Below are 15,651 nucleotides of genomic sequence, written 5' to 3'. Positions count from 1 at the left end.
TTCAGGACAGTTTAGGGTGGAGCTATGAACGTGGATGAGACCGAACTCCCGGGCCTTGGGGTGCGCAAGGATTTCGTCACGGCCTCGGGCCGTCGTATCGGTGTGGTGGAGCTGCGTGAAGGGGAAACAGAGCTTTTCGTCTCCACGTGGGACGACCCCGATACTTGCCAGGCGTCCATTCCGTTGACCGCCGATGAAGCCTCAACTCTGGGGAACCTTCTGGGCGGGCAGCACATCGCCATGCGTTTGGCGGAAGATCACCGGGAAATCCCAGGCATTGTCACCCGGCAGTTCTCCATTACCCCGGATTCCCCCTTCGTGAACCAGCCCATGGGCAAGGCGCAGATCCGCACCCGAAGCGGCGTATCCATCGTGGCGATCATGCGCGAAGGCGAGGTTGTCCCCTCACCGGCACCCGACGTCGTACTTCATTCCGGTGATTTGCTCGTAGCAGTCGGTACCCAGGAAGGCCTTGACTCGGCAGCCGACATCCTCCGCAACGGCTGAACGGGATGGACCCACTCGCACTAGCCCTCGTTGAGTTGGGGGCCGTCGTCTTCTGCCTCGGCCTCCTGGCACGGCTGGCGGGCCGGATCGGAATGTCCCCCATCCCCCTCTATCTCGTGGGTGGATTGGCCTTCGGAGCGGGTGGCTTCGTCAAACTGGACGGCATGAACGAGTTCGCGCATCTTTCCGGTGAAATCGGCGTGATTCTCCTACTGCTTATGCTCGGACTGGAATATACGGCTTCCGAGCTTGTCACTGGCCTGCGGCGATCCTGGCAAGCCGGGGTCATGGACTTCGTCTTCAACTTCCTACCCGGTGCAGGCTTGGCCGTTCTTTTGGGCTGGGGTCTCGTAGGCGCAATCGTCATGGGCGGTGTTACCTATATTTCTTCGTCGGGCATCGCGGCCAAGGTCATCACCGATCTCGGCCGGATTGGTAACCGCGAAACACCGGTGGTCCTCTCCATTCTCGTTTTCGAAGACCTCGCCATGGCCATCTACCTGCCAATCCTTACCGCAATCCTCGCGGGCGTTGGTTTCCTCGGCGGACTCCAGACCGTGGGCATTGCCCTCGCCGTTGTCACAGTGGTGCTGGTCATCGCGCTTAAGCACGGACACCGTGTCTCCCAAGCGGTTCACAGCGAGAATTCCGAGGTGTTCCTGCTCAACGTTCTGGGGCTGGCTCTTCTTGTGGCCGGCATCGCTTCTGCATTGCAGGTATCCGCCGCCGTGGGTGCGTTCATGCTGGGCATTGCCATCTCCGGAGCCACAGCCCACAATGCCACGCGGATCCTCGAGCCGCTGCGGGACCTTTTCGCGGCGATCTTCTTCGTGGCGTTTGGACTCAACACCGATCCCTCCTCGATTCCGCCTGTCCTCGGCTGGGCACTTGTCCTGGCGGTCGTGACTGCAGCAACCAAGATGCTCACGGGATTCTGGGCCGCGAAACGCGCCGGCATAGCCATGCCCGGGCGCTTCCGTGCGGGGGCCGCTTTGATCGCCCGCGGTGAGTTCTCCATTGTCATCGCCGGTTTGGCCGTCGCATCAGGGGCAGTTCCCGACGAACTCGCCGCACTCGCCACGGCCTATGTCCTCATCATGGCCATCCTGGGCCCGCTGGCTGCACGCTTCATCGAACCCGTGGTCAAGGCCCTCCGCCGAACCCCCGGCGCCCCGCCCCGCACCCCGGAACGCGCCCCGGCCTGACTCCGCCGAGGGGCGACATCCCAACCCATGCCCCCCAAAGCACCGAAAGCTAACCCCTCGGCGACCACCCACCCCTCCCCCCTCCGCCGAGGGGCGACATCCCACCCCTCCCCCCCCTCCGCCGAGGGGCGACATCCCACCCCTCCCCCTCCGCCGAGGGGCGACATCCCACCCCATAAGCCCCACCCAAAGCACCGAAAGCTAACCCCTCGGCGACCACCCACCCCGGATCAATGACTCCCGAATCCGACGCGCAACCCCGTCATAGCCGAGCTCCCGAACCTGCTCCACCGTGACCACAACGGAGATCCACCCGTTTGCTGCGAGCGCGGCTTCCCGGCGGATGTCGGATTCCTTCTGCGCGGCGCCAAGGTGATGGCCGCCGTCGTAATTGATTGCCACTTTGAAGCTTGGAAAGGCGAGATCCGGCCACGCCACTTCGCGCCCTGAACTATCGCGTACGACGTAGCTCAGCACCGGTTCGGGTAAGAATTCCCTGCCGATGGCCAGACGCAGGCTCGTCTCAGGCACGGAATCAGCCCCCACCCGCGTCAATTCCAACGCGGCGCGGGCCTTGCGGATGCCACGCATGCCGGCATGCCGATAAACCTGCGTTTTGAGATCCTCGAGGGAACAAAGGGGTACCCGGTTGTGACCAAAACTTCTTGTTTGCCTGCAGATGAAATGATCAGCGGCAGCCACCAAGTCCTCGAAGGGCAGCACGGCAGCCAGGTCCAGCCATGTACGGGCGGGGCTCGTTATGGGAATCCCTTGCAGGGTTCTGACGTCGGAGGGCGCCAAAACCATCCGATGCCCCTTAACTCCCCTGCGTTGGGGTCGAAAGGCAGCGTCGGACCTGGTGAGATGAACCAGGAAATCCTGTTGGGCATCCCAAGGAAGTGGGCAACCCCAGAGCATGGCAGCCGTTTCACGACAACAAATGGCTCCCTCACTGATCCCGGTGAGGAGTCTCGCTGTATGGGCAAGGTCCTGCTGTTCACCCCAAGGAACCCGGATTCCCCTGCTGGCTACCTGGAGATCGCTGTTCCACGCACGATGTTCCGGGATGCCGGCCGCCCGTTGCTCGGCAAGCGTAAAGGAACGACCCAGGAACTCAGTGGGGAGCGGTGCGGAAATCCTCATCAGCCATTGTTGGCATGGTCGAGGACGCCCCGTGAGGTTACCCACAGTGTGGAGGACTAGTGGAGCCCGGCGAGCCTCATTGAGGGGCGGGATCTCGACCGAAAGACCCACCCAAAGTGCCGAAAACTAACCCCTCGCGGGGAAGAAGACCCACCCAAAGTGCCGAAAACTAACCCCTCGCGGGGAAGAAGACCCACCCAAAGTGCCGAGAGCCAGCCCCTCGCGGGGAAGAAGACCCACCCAAAGTGCCGAGAGCCAGCCCCTCGGCGGGGAGGTAGGGCTAGATGGACGTCCGGTGGAAGTTCTGGTGGCTGCGGCTGGCGGTGGGACCGCGCTGGCCTTGGTATCGGTTGCCGTATTCGCCGGAGCCATAGGGGCGCTCGGCGGAGGACGTCAGCCGGAAGAAGCAGAGCTGTCCGATCTTCATGCCGGGCCACAGTTTGATGGGCAAAGTGGCAACGTTGGAGAGTTCCAATGTCACGTGGCCCGAGAATCCGGGGTCGATGAAGCCTGCCGTGGAGTGCGTCAGCAGTCCGAGCCGACCCAAGGACGACTTGCCTTCGAGGCGCGCCGCGATGTCGTCGGCGAGGCTGACTGTTTCATACGTGGAGCCCAGGACGAACTCGCCAGGGTGCAGGATGAAGGGTTCGTCGCCTTCAACTTCCACCAGCCGCGTTAGCTCGGGCTGTTCCTCGGCGGGGTCGATGTGGGCGTATTTGTGGTTGTCGAACAGACGGAAGAACCGGTCAATCCGGACATCCACTGAAGACGGCTGCACCATCGCGGGGTCGTACGGCTCAAGAACAATCCGTTGGGAGTCTATTTCGGCACGTATGTCGCGGTCAGAGATCAGCACAGCATCAAAAATACCCCATGCATCCAAGTCCCCATGCATTGTCCGGGCGTCCCCGTGGGACTATAGTTCCCGGACATGTAGAACCGCGCCCGTACCTGGGGGCAACGAGCATCCGCGGGGTAATTGTGAAAAAACTGGCAGTGCCGGCTTCCATTGTGCTGGCCGGGGCACTGGCCCTGTGTGTGGCGGCTTCGAGCCAGATCCTGCCAGCTACGGATGCGGGTCCGGTCGGCAGCGCCACCCCGTCCGCCAATGTCGAGTCAGGCCTGACGGCACCCGAACCAACTGCGACGCCGGAAACCGCACCCTCCGCTGATGTCCCTGCCGTGGGGGAAGCCTCCGACCCCGCCGCAGTGCCCCCGGCCGACGACGGTTCGCCCACCGTTGTGCCGACCAGGCCTATTGCCCTGGATCCGGTCATCGAGACGCCACCACCGGTGCCGAACATCGGACCTTCGTGGGGTCCGGACGGTCCGGGTGGTCCGGACGGTCCATCGACGGAAGGCACCGGGAACCCTGCCCCCAGCGAACCGGCCGTTTCCAGCCCCGCTGAACCGTCGCCGTCGCAGTCGTCATCCTCAGCACTTCCGACGCCGACAGCACCAGCCCTGGGCCCGCTGCCTACGGCCTCTGCATCCGCATCACCGGCAGCAACAGCAACACCAACGCCATCAGCTACCCCGTCAGCGCCGATTCCCTCCCCCACTCAGACTTCAACCCCCACGGCTTCGCCGTCGGCACCGGCTGCACCGGCACCCAGCGAATCACCGGCCCCCAGCGAATCACCAGCACCCAGCGAATCACCGGCCCCCAGCCGCTCATCACAGCCCAGCGCCACGCAGCCGCAGCCGCCAACCCCGGACGCACCCCAGACCCCAACACCCAGCACCACCCCCTTCCCCGGCAAAGCCCCCAGCGGTGAAAACAATCCGGACAACGGCGCCCTTGCCCTCCTGCCGGACAGCAACACTGCCGCAATCCTGACGGTGTTCAACGCGATCAACAGCTACCGCGCATCCTTGGGCTTGGCCCCGGTGAAGTACCACGCGACCGTGGCGAGCCTGGCGCAGGACTGGTCCAACAACATCGCAACACGGGAAGTGATCCAGCACCGCCCCAATTTCTGGACCGACCCGCGTGCACTCAACCCGAACAACGGGGCGGGTGAGGTCATTGCCGTCCGCTGGGACCGCGATGCTGCGCAACTGGTGGAGTGGTGGAAGGGTTCCCCGGGGCACGATGCCCTGCTGCGGGATCCCCGGTTCAACGTCATGGGTATCGGCATTACGTACACGGACGGTAACTGGCAGACCACGCCAAACCGTTACACGCTGTGGGGTGTGGTGAATTTCTTCGGCTACACCTCGCTGCCGGCCGGAACCACCACGGCACCCGGAGGGACGGTCACTCCTCCTGCGGATCCCGTTGGAGCGTGCCAGCCGGGCGACAAATACCAGCCCCCGACGCTCAATCTCAGCAGCGCCTCCATCAGGAGTGCAGCGGATCTGGTCTCGATCGGAAAAGACGGGACCGTCTATTCGTACCCCTCCTTGGGAAACGCGAAATACGGCGCGGCCCGCAAGATCGGGATAGGTTTCACTGGCCTCAAGGAACTGTTCGTCAGTGACTGGGACCGGGACGGCGTCTTTGACCTCATCTCCCAACGCACCGACGGAGCACTCCTGGTGTATCCGGGCAGGCAGACCGGCGGCTTCGGTTCCCCGGGAGTTCTGGGCCATGGGTGGCAGTCGTTGAACATTGCCGTGGGGAACTGGTGCGCCAACAACCGGCTGCCGCAGATCGTGGCCATGGACGCATCGGGCGGTCTCTGGTTGTACAAGAACGCGGGGATGACGTACATCCGTTCCCAGGCAGCGATCGGCACGGGAAACAAGGCCCTCCGGCTCAGCATGGTTGATTACAACGCTGATGGCTTCCAGGACCTTCTCACCGTTGAATCCAACGGTTCCTTGCGGCTGTACCGTGGCACCGGATTGGCTACGCCCAGGCAGGAAGCAAGGCCCATAGTGGGTGCGGCGTGGACGGACTATTCAGGTCTGCGTTCACTGAAGGGCGTAACGGGAGCGAACACCACCGGCATCGCGGGACTGGGTACCAACGGGGTACTGGAGTACTGGGACCTCACCTCCGGAAGGCTGACGACGCCGGTCGCCGTGGGTGGCGGGTGGAGCGGCTTCAAGCTGGCCCAATAGCCGGGAGGCCAACAACGGTAGCGCTCACACTACGGAGCGCGACTCCATCACGGTTTTGAGCTGCTCCAACTGGGCAACTTCGCTTTCCATGGTTTTTTGGATCATGCCGTTCATCAGCTTTTGCAGGCCCTTGGGGTGGTACTCAAGGGCGAACCGGAGCCGCGTGGTTTGGCCTTCGGTACTGAGGTAGTAGCCGCCGGTGGGTCGGGCGGGTCCTGCGACGACGGCGAACCGGACTTCCGCTCCGGGCCTGGCCTCGGTGATCTGGAAATCGGCGGCGATGGGACGTCCGCCCGGGCCGTTGATGGTCTGTTGGTAGAGCGCGCCCTTTTGGCCGCGGATGCCGGAGCGCAGCGAGATGCTGCGGATTCCAGATCGCCAGAGGGAGTTGTTCATGCCGTCCATGAGGAATCCGTAGACGGTCATGGCGTCCCTGCTGATCACCACTTCGTAGTCTGCAAATGCCACGGAAACCTCTTTCGGCGTACGGTTCGAATGTCGTAGCCCGGTTCCCCATACGCTGCAGCTAACACCTTCAGAATAGTCAGCGGACGCTCCACCGGCACACATAAGAGTCGAGCCTTGACCGAATGGTTATCTGGCGCTTCATAAAGTTACGACTGACAGGGCATGGCACCACGGGGTAGAGTTCCCGAGGCTGGCTAAAACCGATTTGGGGGCGTTATGCGGGTTCCGGGACATCAATCTTTTGTTATTAAGGCACGACGCCGGATGGCTGCGTGCGCTGTTTTCCTCGCTGTGGCGGTGGCCGGCGGAGTTGTCACAGCGTTGCCTGCCACGGCGGCAGCACCAACGGTGAACGCCACCGCTAAAACAGCGGCCACCACGAAAATCCCCACAACGGTCAACCCGTTGCCGAGTGTGGACCCCATCGGGGATCCGGCCAACTTCTCGGTCCTGGTCAACAAGTCGCGGCCGCTGAATCCGGCGAGCTACGCGCCGTCGGACCTTGTTAACGCGCGTGGCTCCGGCCAGTACATGCGGGCGGAAGCTGCCGCATGGCTCAACGGGCTGTTCCAAGGCGCAGCGGACGCCGGTACCGGCGGCTTGTCGATCGTGAGCGGTTACCGTTCCTACGCCACCCAAAGCCAGGTGTACTGGGGCTATGTCAATGCTTACGGCCAGGCGTACGCGGACACTATCTCCGCCCGTCCGGGGTACAGCGAGCACCAGACGGGCCTCGCCATGGACATCGGCAACGCTGCCGGCAGCTGTGGGCTCAGCACGTGCTTCGGTGACACTGTGGCAGGCAAGTGGGTGGCTGCCAATGCCCACAAATACGGTTTCATTGTCCGTTACCCCAACGGCTACACGGGCACCACCGGGTATAGCTACGAGCCCTGGCACCTGCGTTATGTGGGAGTAGCCCTCGCCACTGACATGAACCGGCGCGGCTTCCCCACGATGGAGCACTACTTTGCGGGCAACACCGCAGCCGGGGCCAGCATCAAGTCAGGCGCGGACCTGGTGGCTGCCGATTCTTCCGGCCGCCTGTTGCGATACCCCGCGACGGCGGCGGGCGGCTACGCCGGTGCCGTCCAGATCGGTTCCGGGTGGACCGGGTTGAAGCAGGCCTTCGTGGTGGACTGGGACATTGACGGCATCTACGATCTCCTGGCGCAGTGGAACAACGGCGTCCTGGGGGTTTATCGGGGCCTGCCGGGCGGCGGGTTCGGCAATCAGGTGGTGGTGGGCAACGGCGGCTGGGAGCGCATGACCATCACCGTGGGTAAGTGGACGCACGCACATGGCCGCCCCGGCGTCGTCGGCTACTTCCCTGACGGCGTACTGCGTTATTACCCCAACACCTTTGGTGGTGCCCTGAGTGCTCCCCAGATCATCGGCAAGGGTTGGAACGGCATGGAGTTGACCATCGCCGATTGGGAAGGCGATGGCGCCAACGACATCCTGGCGAGGACGGGCTCCGGCGCCCTCATCAACTACCGCGGCGACGGTTGGGCCGGCTTCTATGGGCCGGCCACTACCGTGGGCACGGGCTGGCAGTACATGCGGGTCCTGGCCCCGAGCTTCGGGCTGACCGGCGCGGGCACCCGCGGCATCACGGCCCAGACCGCCGACGGCAACCTGTACAACTACGGCCTGGGTCGGAGCCAGTGGACCACGTACCGCCAGGTGGGGTCCGGATGGAACGGGCTGAAACTGTTCAAGTAGGCACCGGACGTGCTTGTCATGGGCAGCCCCGCAACTGCGCTAAGCTAGGACTCGCCCGGGCGATTTTTACCGGGCAGCGCGGGCGTAGCTCAATGGTAGAGCGCTAGCTTCCCAAGCTCGATACGCGGGTTCGATTCCCGTCGCCCGCTCAAGGAAAACCCCGGATCCCACGATCCGGGGTTTCTTTGCGTCCAAGGGCTGGTTCCAAGGACTGAATGCCCGACGACGACACCCACCCCGCCCGGGCCGCACGCCCACCCCACCCGTGGGCTGGGAATCGTCCCGGCATAGTGACCGCTGACACTGTGCCTCCCTGCGAGGTGTAGGGTCAGGAGTCAGGAGCCATTTCGGCTCCGCTCTAAGGGAGCCACCATGGGCGACAAATCACCGCGCCAAGCTGCATCGAAAAAATCCAGTAAGTCCATCAAGGAAAAACGAGCCGATAAGCGGGCTTCCGAGTCCTCCGCCACGGAGGCTGCGAAACCTTCGACCGGCAACAAGAAGTGACCGGCCCACTGAGCGTCGGGCTCCTGGCGTCCTCGCTAAAGCCCCATGAGCGCCGCCTCCCCATCCATCCACAGCATCTGGAACGTATCGATCCGGAAGTGCGCCAGCAGCTCTGGTTTGAACATGGCTATGGCGATCGCTTCGGCGTCTCTGACAGCACGCTGAAATCGATGGTGGGTGGGCTCGGTACCCGCCAGGAGTTGATTGCGTCCAGCGATGTCATCCTCCTGCCTAAGCCGCAGGCCCAGGATCTGGCCGAGCTCCGGGACGGCCAAACACTGTGGGGCTGGCCGCATTGCGTCCAGGACAGGGCCATCACCCAGCTGGCGATTGACAAGAAGTTGACGCTCATTGCCTTTGAGGCGATGAATCACTGGGCGGCCGACGGTGGATTTGGCCTGCACGTGTTCCACAAGAACAACGAACTCGCCGGCTACTGCTCCGTGCTCCATGCCTTGGCGCTTACGGGTTCCACGGGCGACTACGGCCGCCGGCTGAGCGCCGTCGTCATTGGCTTTGGTGCCACTGCCCGCGGTGCCGTCACGGCTTTGAACGCCCACGGTGTCCACGACGTCCAGGTCCTGACCAACCGTGGAGTTGCCGCCGTCGGGTCACCGATCCATTCAGTAAGGATCGTCCAGTTCGATCACGACAATGAGGCACCGTTCCTTAGCGAAGTCATCACGGACAAGGGCCGCAAACCGTTGGCACCGTTCCTGGCGGCGGCGGACATCGTGGTCAATTGCACTTTGCAGGACCCCAACGCCCCGCTGACCTACCTTCGCACGGAGGACCTGACGGATTTCCGGGCCGACAGTTTGATTGTGGACGTTTCCTGCGACGAGGGGATGGGCTTCAGTTGGGCCCGAACCACCACGTTCGATGACCCCATGTTCCGCGTGGGCGGCCACGTCAACTACTACGCCGTGGACCACAGCCCGTCGTATCTTTGGAACTCGGCCAGCTGGGAAATCAGCGAAGCCCTGCTGCCATTCCTGGACACCGTTGTGGCGGGCCCGGACGCGTGGGATGCCAGCGACACCATCTCCCGCGCCATCGAAATCCGCGACGGCGTGATCCGCAACCCGGACGTCTTGGAATTCCAGGGACGCTCAGCGGAATTCCCGCACTTGCCGGTAGCCCGGCTTCAGCCGCAATAGCCCTTGAATTCGCAATAGCCTTTGAGATGCAGGCGCCCCTGGTTCCCCGGGGGCGCCTGCATTTTCTAAACCGTCTGCGGCTCCTGCACGATCTTCAGCACCCGCCGCCGGTCGCGCAGGTCCACCTTGATGTGCAGGGATGACTTACGTGCCAGTACGACGGCGACTACCGCGGCGGCGATGGCCGGCACGCCACCGGAGATCAGGACCGCCAGGTGCGGGCCAAAGTGCTCAGCGAGCCAGCCCATCATGGGACCACCGATTGCCTGCCCGCCGATCAGCACCACCAGGTACAGGCTCATGACGCGCCCACGGATGCTCATGTTTGAGCTGGTCTGCACCATTTGGTTGGCCGCGGTGAGGAACATGAGGCACCAGAATCCGGCGAGGACCATGGTGACGCTGAACCACACCATGGTTGGCATGAGCGAAGAGACACAGAGCATCAGCCCATACAACCCGGCGGACGTCACCACCGATCGCAACCGCAGCTGACGGCGGCGGGTGGAAGCCACCGCGCCGATCAGTGCACCGAGCGCAACCATCGCGTTGAGCAGGCCGTAGCCTCCGGCACCGGCGTCGTACACGTGGTCCGCGAAGGCGGCCAGCAGCACGGGCAGGCTCATGGCGAAAACTGCCACGAAGCCGGCCATCAGCCACGGCCAGTAAATGGTGGGTTTGCTGAGCGCATAGTTGAGGCCTTCGCGCAGCATTCCCTTCTTGCGGGGTGTGGGCTGGCTGAGGTGCAGCTGGTCCTTGCGGAGGATCAGCAGCATCGCAACAGTGGAGCAGCATGCCACGGCGTTGGCGGCGAAGGCCCAGCCGGCACCGACGGCGGTGAGCAGAACACCGGCCAACGCGGGCCCGATCAGGCCGCCGAGCTGGAAGGTGGTGGAGTTGACGCTGATGGCGTTCCGCAAGTATTTGGGGCCCACCAGCTCATTGACGAACACTTGCCGGGCAGGCTGGTCCAGGACAGTAACGAAGCCCAGAACCAAGGCAATGACGTACACGTGCCATACCTGGACGAGACCGCTCAGGGAAAGCACCGCGAGCGCCGCGGCCAGCACGGCCGCCGCGGATTGGCAGATGATGAGGATCTTGCGCTTGGCGAAGCGGTCGGCCATCATGCCGCCCCAGGGACCAAGGAATAGCGACGGCATGAATTGCAGCGCCACGGTAATTCCGACGGCGGTGACCGACCCGGACAGCTGGAGCACCATCCAGTCCTGGGCGATGCGTTGCATCCAGATGCCGATCACGGCAATGAAGTGGCCGATCGCAAAGATCCTGAAATTGGGGACCTTCAACGAGATGAAGGTATGCCGCCAGGGCAGCTTTTCACTCACGACGGCGAGTGGCTGGGTGACGGTGTCCGCGGGCTGAGGCGCGGAGAGGGAATCGATGACGGGCTGGCTGACGTTTGCCGCTGAAGGCGGTGGGGGTGCCAAAAGTAGTCCTCGGATGGAGAGTTTCGGTGGGATGCGTTTAACGCTATGGTTGCCAGCAGCAATTATGGAAGCGTATTGCGCCTATAACTAGCATTGCGGAATGCAATGAGGTGCCTGCGGGACAAGGGGCATCGGCGCAGTACTCCGGCCGTGCGCTGACCTGCGCTTAGAGGAGTTCCGTGTTCGAACCTGTCCAGCTCCGTTCCTTTTTGGCGGTCGCGGAAACGCTGAGTTTCACCAAAGCTGCCGAACGTCTTGGGCTCGCACAGCCCACCGTCAGCCAGCATGTCCGCAAGCTTGAGGCCGCCGCCAAGCGGGTGCTGGTTGCCCGGGATACGCGCGAGGTCCGGCTGACCGACAATGGAGACGCCATGGCCGGATTTGCCCGCAGCATCCTGGCCGCGCACGACTCCGCCGCCCGCTACTTTTCCGGCTCGGCAATGCGCGGACGCCTGCGCTTCGGGACCGCCGACGACCTCGCCATCACCGGCCTCCCCCGGATCCTTCGCGAATTCCGGCAGCTCTACCCGCAGATCAACCTCGAGCTCACCGTCAGCCAAAGCGATCAGCTGTACAAGCGGCTAAACGCCGGGCAACTGGATCTGGTGTTCGTCAAATGGGTGGCGGGCGCCAAGGAAGGCACTGTGGTCCGGCATGACAACTTCGCCTGGGTGGGCGTGGAACAGACGGTGCTGGAACCGGGGGCGCCGGTGCCCCTCATCGCGTACCCCGCCCCGAGCCTGAGCCGAAAGCTGGCCATCGATGCTTTGGAAGCCGAGGGCCGGACGTGGCGCATCACGTGCAGCACCAAGCAGATCAGTGGAGTGCTGGCAGCCGTACGTGCGGGCATCGGGGTCGCTGTGATGCCGTCGTCGTTGGTTCCCGAGGACCTCAAAGTCATCACACAGCGTTTCGGACTGCCGCCGGTAGGTGACGTCGATTTCACCCTGATCCGCAACCCGCTGGCCAACGCTGAAGTGATCGACGCCCTCACGCAGGCCATCATGGGCCGGACGCTGAGCAAGTCGAACTAGCGGACCAGGCCCCGGAAGCAGCCGTAGTACGCTCACCGAATGATTCACACCGAGCTCACGCAACCCTCCGCCAGCTTTCATGCGTCCTGGCTTGAAAGCTGGGACGAGTGGGGAACCCTCGACCAACATGGCTCCGCGGCCTTTCTGGCAGCCCGCTACGAGCTGGACCTCCGCGACGGCAGCGACTACGCGAAGTGGATTGAACTGCTGCACCACATGCCCCTGGAAGAATTCCAGCCTCCCGAAGGCTTGGTCAACCAGAGCACCATCTGGGTGGTGGAGGGCAATTCTTATCTGGGTTCCACCAGCCTCAGGCACTCGTTGGCCAATGAGTATCTGACCGAAGTGGGAGGACATATCGGTTATGGAATCCGGCCAAGCGCCAGGGGCCGGGGACTCGCCAAGCTTGCCCTCAACGGCGCCCTCCAGGAAGCACGCGCCCTGGGTATGGAACGCGTGCTGGTGACGTGCAAACAGCCGAACGTGGCATCCGCCCGCACCATCGAGGCATGCGGCGGCGTTCTTGAAAGCGTCCGGCCACCGGAGAGTTTTGCACCGGCGTTGGGAGTGACGGAAGCGATCCGGCGTTACTGGATCAATCTTTAGCGTGACTTGGCACAGACGCCGACCCCTTTCCCCCATTCGCACCAGAAACCTCTGGTGCGTGTGGCGCGAACGGGTGCGGTGCCGGCGCCAAGGGGTGCGCACGGCGGGAAAGGCTGCGGGAGAGTTCAACAGGCGATACGCCCTTACTGGGTAAGCGCATTCCCGGTATCCTGTGATCATGATCGACCTCACTACGCTTGCTGACCTCACGCCGGGCATCTGTTCCGTCACTCTCCGATCACACGGGATTGACGAGGTGGTTCGAATCTCCTCGAATGCAGGACTGGCAGGCATCGAGTGGGGCACCGATGTCCACGTAAGCGATGCGGAGTCGGCGGCGCGGGCCAAGGAAGCCACCACGGCGGCCGGGCTCAGAGTCCTCTCCCTCGGTTCGTACTACCGTTGCGGTGCATTCGGGGACTTCGGGCGCGTGCTGGACCTGGCCTCAGCGCTGGGTGCTCCCAGGATCCGGGTATGGGCCGGTGAACTTGGCTCTGCCGAAGCGAGTGAAAGCCTTTGGGATGCCGTGGTCACGGACACCCGGCGGATTGCCGATCTCGCAGCCGCCCGGGGCGTCGCCATCGCCTTTGAGTACCACGGCAACACGCTCACCGACTCCCCGGCCACCACCCTGGACTTACTGAACCGGGTGAATCACGGCAACGTCGGCACCTACTGGCAGCCCGCCGTCGGACTTTCTGATCAGCAGGCACTGGACTCGCTCCACCAGGTCCTGCCGCATGTAGTGGGCGTGCACTGTTTCTCGTGGGGTCCGGAAGCTGAACGCTTTCCGCTGCGGAACCGGAAGCTGCTCTGGCAGACGGTCACCGATGTCCTGCGCGGTAACGGCAAGGACATGGACATCATGCTGGAATTCGTCCAGGACGATCTCCCGGACAACGTACTCAACGACGCCGCTTTCCTGCACACCATCACCCTCGGTGAGGACTGACGCGGCTAGGCAGTCCATTCCATTCGCCGAAGCCAGGCGGCACAGAGCGTTGTCCATTGATCGGCACCCGGCGTTCCCTGTGCCAAGCCAATACCGTGGACTCCGCTCGGAAAGACGTGCAGCTCCACCGGAACACCGGCGCGGCTGAGCGCCGCGGCATAGGCGAGGCTGTGGCTGACGGGGACTGATTGGTCCTCGGCGGTGTGCCACAGGAAAGCGGGCGGCGTGGCAGGGGTAACGTTCAGCTCCGCGGACATCCCGCGCAGCACTTCCAGTCCCGCACCCGTTCCCACGAGGTTGTCCACGGACCCTTGATGCACGGAATCCACAAATGAAATCACGGGATAGCAGAGGATGCTGAGGTCCGGAACAGCGCCCGTGGCGTCCAGCAAAGGATCACCGGTGGCAACGCCAACGGATAGCGTGGATGCGAGGTGGCCGCCGGCCGAAAACCCCAGGACCCCCACCTTGGAGGCCTCGACCTTCAAGCCGTGGTTGCCTGCCCGGATCCACAACAGGGCCCTCTTGGCATCTTCCAGCGGCGCAGGGTGTTGCTCAGGCGCCACCCGGTACCGCAACACGAACGCGTGGATGCCCAACGAGGCAAGCCATTCGGCCACGGGTTCGGCCTCATGGTCTGCCGTCTTCGCGTAGCCTCCTCCTGGCAGCACCAGAATGGCAGGTGCAGTTCGGGAGGAACGCCCGACGGCGGGGATCACCGTGAGCGCCCGGGGCGCCTTGGCATCGGCTGGAGTCATGCTTGTGATTCGGCTGGAATCTCCGTGCTGCGGCGAAGCTTGACCGCGCCGCTCACGGGAGGGGTGTCCGGGTCTCCAGCTGCGAGCCTGCCAATATCCTCAAGCGGCAGGTGAACCGTGGAGAGGGCCGGCCGGAAGTCGCGCAGGGTTTCAATATCGTCAAAGCCGGCAATCGTGGCATCCCTGGGAATCCACACGCCCTCGGGCCGAAGTGCTGCCGTAACCCCGATGGCCATCACATCGTTGACCGCGAAGATGCAGAGGCGTTCCGGGGAGGACTTGATGCGCTCGGCAAGAGCCGCGCCGGCATCGTATCCGCCGGCACGGTTAAATCCAGTGCGGATCACCTCGGCCGCAGGCTTTCCGGCTTCTTCAAGACCACGTTGGAAGCCGCGAACCCGATCGTCCGAGGTGTAGAGCCCTTCGGGTCCGGCAATGATCAGGAAGGCACCATCGTGAGTGGCGGCCAACTCGGCAGCCAGGCCGGCAGCGAGCTCCTCATTGGGTACTTTCACCACGTGGTAGCCCTCGGTGATGGACGCGCCGACAACCGGGTGGCCTACCACCCCCACATGTCCGCCGTTGCGGCAGTAGCGGTCCAGCTCGGCAGCCAGTTCAATGTTGCCTTGCTTGTCCTCGGCACGTACGGAACGCGAGCCGGCAATGACGATTGAGTCCGCACGACGCGCGGCGAAGGCCGCTACGGCCTCTTTTTCATCAGAAGGAGCCCCGGACGTGCTGGCCAGGAGCACCATGCGGTTCTGCTGCCGGGCAGCTTCCTGGACTCCGCGGGCGATCGCAGAGAAGTAGGGATCGGCGATGTCGTGGACAACCAGTCCGATCAAGCCTGAGCTGGACTTTGCCAGGGCCTGGGCCTGCGCGTTGGGAACGTATCCGAGTTTGTCGGCAGCCTCCCGAACGCGCTCGGCAATGTCCTCAGCCGGCTTCCGGGAAGATCCATTCAGGACCCGGGATGCCGTAGCCAGGGAGACCCCGGCTAAACGGGCAACTTCACTCAGTGTGCTGGCGGCCACGGGGCCCTCCTTGTCTGCAGGCGTCGGGACTG

Annotated in this window: 15 protein-coding genes and 1 tRNA gene; 10 read left to right on the top strand and 6 right to left on the bottom strand. The window is 63.6% G+C overall.

The genetic code is table 11. The annotated features are described in order from the left end of the window. Positions 1-24 precede the first annotated feature (24 nt). Positions 25-507: a cation:proton antiporter regulatory subunit gene (locus M1D51_RS02450; protein WP_458108394.1), complete on the top strand. Its 483-nt coding sequence runs from the start codon at positions 25-27 to the stop codon at positions 505-507. Between the two features lie 5 nt (positions 508-512). Then, positions 513-1,712: a cation:proton antiporter gene (locus M1D51_RS02445; RefSeq protein WP_458108393.1), complete on the top strand. Its 1,200-nt coding sequence runs from the start codon at positions 513-515 to the stop codon at positions 1,710-1,712. Between the two features lie 201 nt (positions 1,713-1,913). Here the strand turns inward: M1D51_RS02445 and M1D51_RS02440 are convergent, their stop codons facing one another. Then, on the bottom strand, positions 1,914-2,855 hold the full coding sequence (locus tag M1D51_RS02440; RefSeq protein ID WP_458108392.1) for a hypothetical protein: 942 nt from the start codon (positions 2,853-2,855) through the stop codon (positions 1,914-1,916). Positions 2,856-3,135: 280 nt separating this feature from the next. After that, positions 3,136-3,711: a dCTP deaminase gene (gene dcd, locus M1D51_RS02435; protein WP_458108391.1), complete on the bottom strand. Its 576-nt coding sequence runs from the start codon at positions 3,709-3,711 to the stop codon at positions 3,136-3,138. Positions 3,712-3,851: 140 nt separating this feature from the next. On the opposite strand from dcd, the gene M1D51_RS02430 reads away from it, so the two are divergent. Beyond that, entirely contained in the window at positions 3,852-5,924 is a 2,073-nt protein-coding gene (locus tag M1D51_RS02430; protein WP_458108390.1) for a CAP domain-containing protein, read from the top strand. A 24-nt stretch (positions 5,925-5,948) separates the two neighbouring features. Here the strand turns inward: M1D51_RS02430 and M1D51_RS02425 are convergent, their stop codons facing one another. Next, a complete protein-coding gene (locus M1D51_RS02425) occupies positions 5,949-6,392 on the bottom strand; it encodes an SRPBCC family protein (protein ID WP_172322300.1) in 444 nt (147 codons plus the stop codon). 264 nt (positions 6,393-6,656) lie between these two features. Between M1D51_RS02425 and M1D51_RS02420 the strand changes: the two genes are divergently transcribed. The 4 genes from M1D51_RS02420 to M1D51_RS02405 all read left to right on the top strand — a co-directional run bounded on the left by M1D51_RS02420 (position 6,657) and on the right by M1D51_RS02405 (position 9,784). After that, positions 6,657-8,117, top strand: a complete 1,461-nt coding sequence (locus M1D51_RS02420; protein ID WP_458108389.1) for a M15 family metallopeptidase — start codon at positions 6,657-6,659, stop codon at positions 8,115-8,117. Positions 8,118-8,195: 78 nt separating this feature from the next. Beyond that, positions 8,196-8,266: transfer RNA gene (locus tag M1D51_RS02415), tRNA-Gly, on the top strand. A 223-nt stretch (positions 8,267-8,489) separates the two neighbouring features. Further along, positions 8,490-8,624: a hypothetical protein gene (locus M1D51_RS02410; protein ID WP_458108388.1), complete on the top strand. Its 135-nt coding sequence runs from the start codon at positions 8,490-8,492 to the stop codon at positions 8,622-8,624. Beyond that, positions 8,621-9,784 (top strand): N(5)-(carboxyethyl)ornithine synthase, encoded by a 1,164-nt coding sequence (locus M1D51_RS02405; protein ID WP_458108387.1) that lies wholly within the window; start codon positions 8,621-8,623, stop codon positions 9,782-9,784. The genes M1D51_RS02410 and M1D51_RS02405 overlap by 4 nt, the downstream gene beginning before the upstream one ends. Positions 9,785-9,849: 65 nt before the next feature. On the opposite strand, the gene M1D51_RS02400 is transcribed toward M1D51_RS02405, so the two are convergent. Further along, entirely contained in the window at positions 9,850-11,235 is a 1,386-nt protein-coding gene (locus tag M1D51_RS02400; RefSeq protein ID WP_458108386.1) for an MFS transporter, read from the bottom strand. Between the two features lie 179 nt (positions 11,236-11,414). Between M1D51_RS02400 and M1D51_RS02395 the strand changes: the two genes are divergently transcribed. The 3 genes from M1D51_RS02395 (at position 11,415) to M1D51_RS02385 (ending at position 13,827) form a co-directional block, all read left to right on the top strand. Then, positions 11,415-12,269 (top strand): LysR substrate-binding domain-containing protein, encoded by an 855-nt coding sequence (locus tag M1D51_RS02395; protein ID WP_172322303.1) that lies wholly within the window; start codon positions 11,415-11,417, stop codon positions 12,267-12,269. 39 nt (positions 12,270-12,308) lie between these two features. Beyond that, the gene (locus tag M1D51_RS02390) at positions 12,309-12,875 is read left to right on the top strand and encodes a GNAT family N-acetyltransferase (RefSeq protein WP_458108385.1); all 567 of its coding nucleotides are present in this window, start codon (positions 12,309-12,311) and stop codon (positions 12,873-12,875) included. Between the two features lie 178 nt (positions 12,876-13,053). Next, complete coding sequence (locus M1D51_RS02385; protein WP_458108384.1) at positions 13,054-13,827, top strand: sugar phosphate isomerase/epimerase family protein; 774 nt, start codon at positions 13,054-13,056, stop codon at positions 13,825-13,827. Between the two features lie 5 nt (positions 13,828-13,832). On the opposite strand, the gene M1D51_RS02380 is transcribed toward M1D51_RS02385, so the two are convergent. Both M1D51_RS02380 and M1D51_RS02375 read right to left on the bottom strand, forming a co-directional pair. After that, positions 13,833-14,585: an alpha/beta hydrolase gene (locus M1D51_RS02380; protein ID WP_458108383.1), complete on the bottom strand. Its 753-nt coding sequence runs from the start codon at positions 14,583-14,585 to the stop codon at positions 13,833-13,835. Then, the gene (locus M1D51_RS02375) at positions 14,582-15,619 is read right to left on the bottom strand and encodes a LacI family DNA-binding transcriptional regulator (protein WP_172322307.1); all 1,038 of its coding nucleotides are present in this window, start codon (positions 15,617-15,619) and stop codon (positions 14,582-14,584) included. The genes M1D51_RS02380 and M1D51_RS02375 overlap by 4 nt, the downstream gene beginning before the upstream one ends. Positions 15,620-15,651: the final 32 nt, after the last annotated feature.

This window comes from Arthrobacter sp. R3-55 (genome assembly GCF_054161505.1).
The sequence above is the reverse complement of the archived record's forward strand: the minus strand, read 5'-3'. Positions and strand labels throughout refer to the sequence as shown.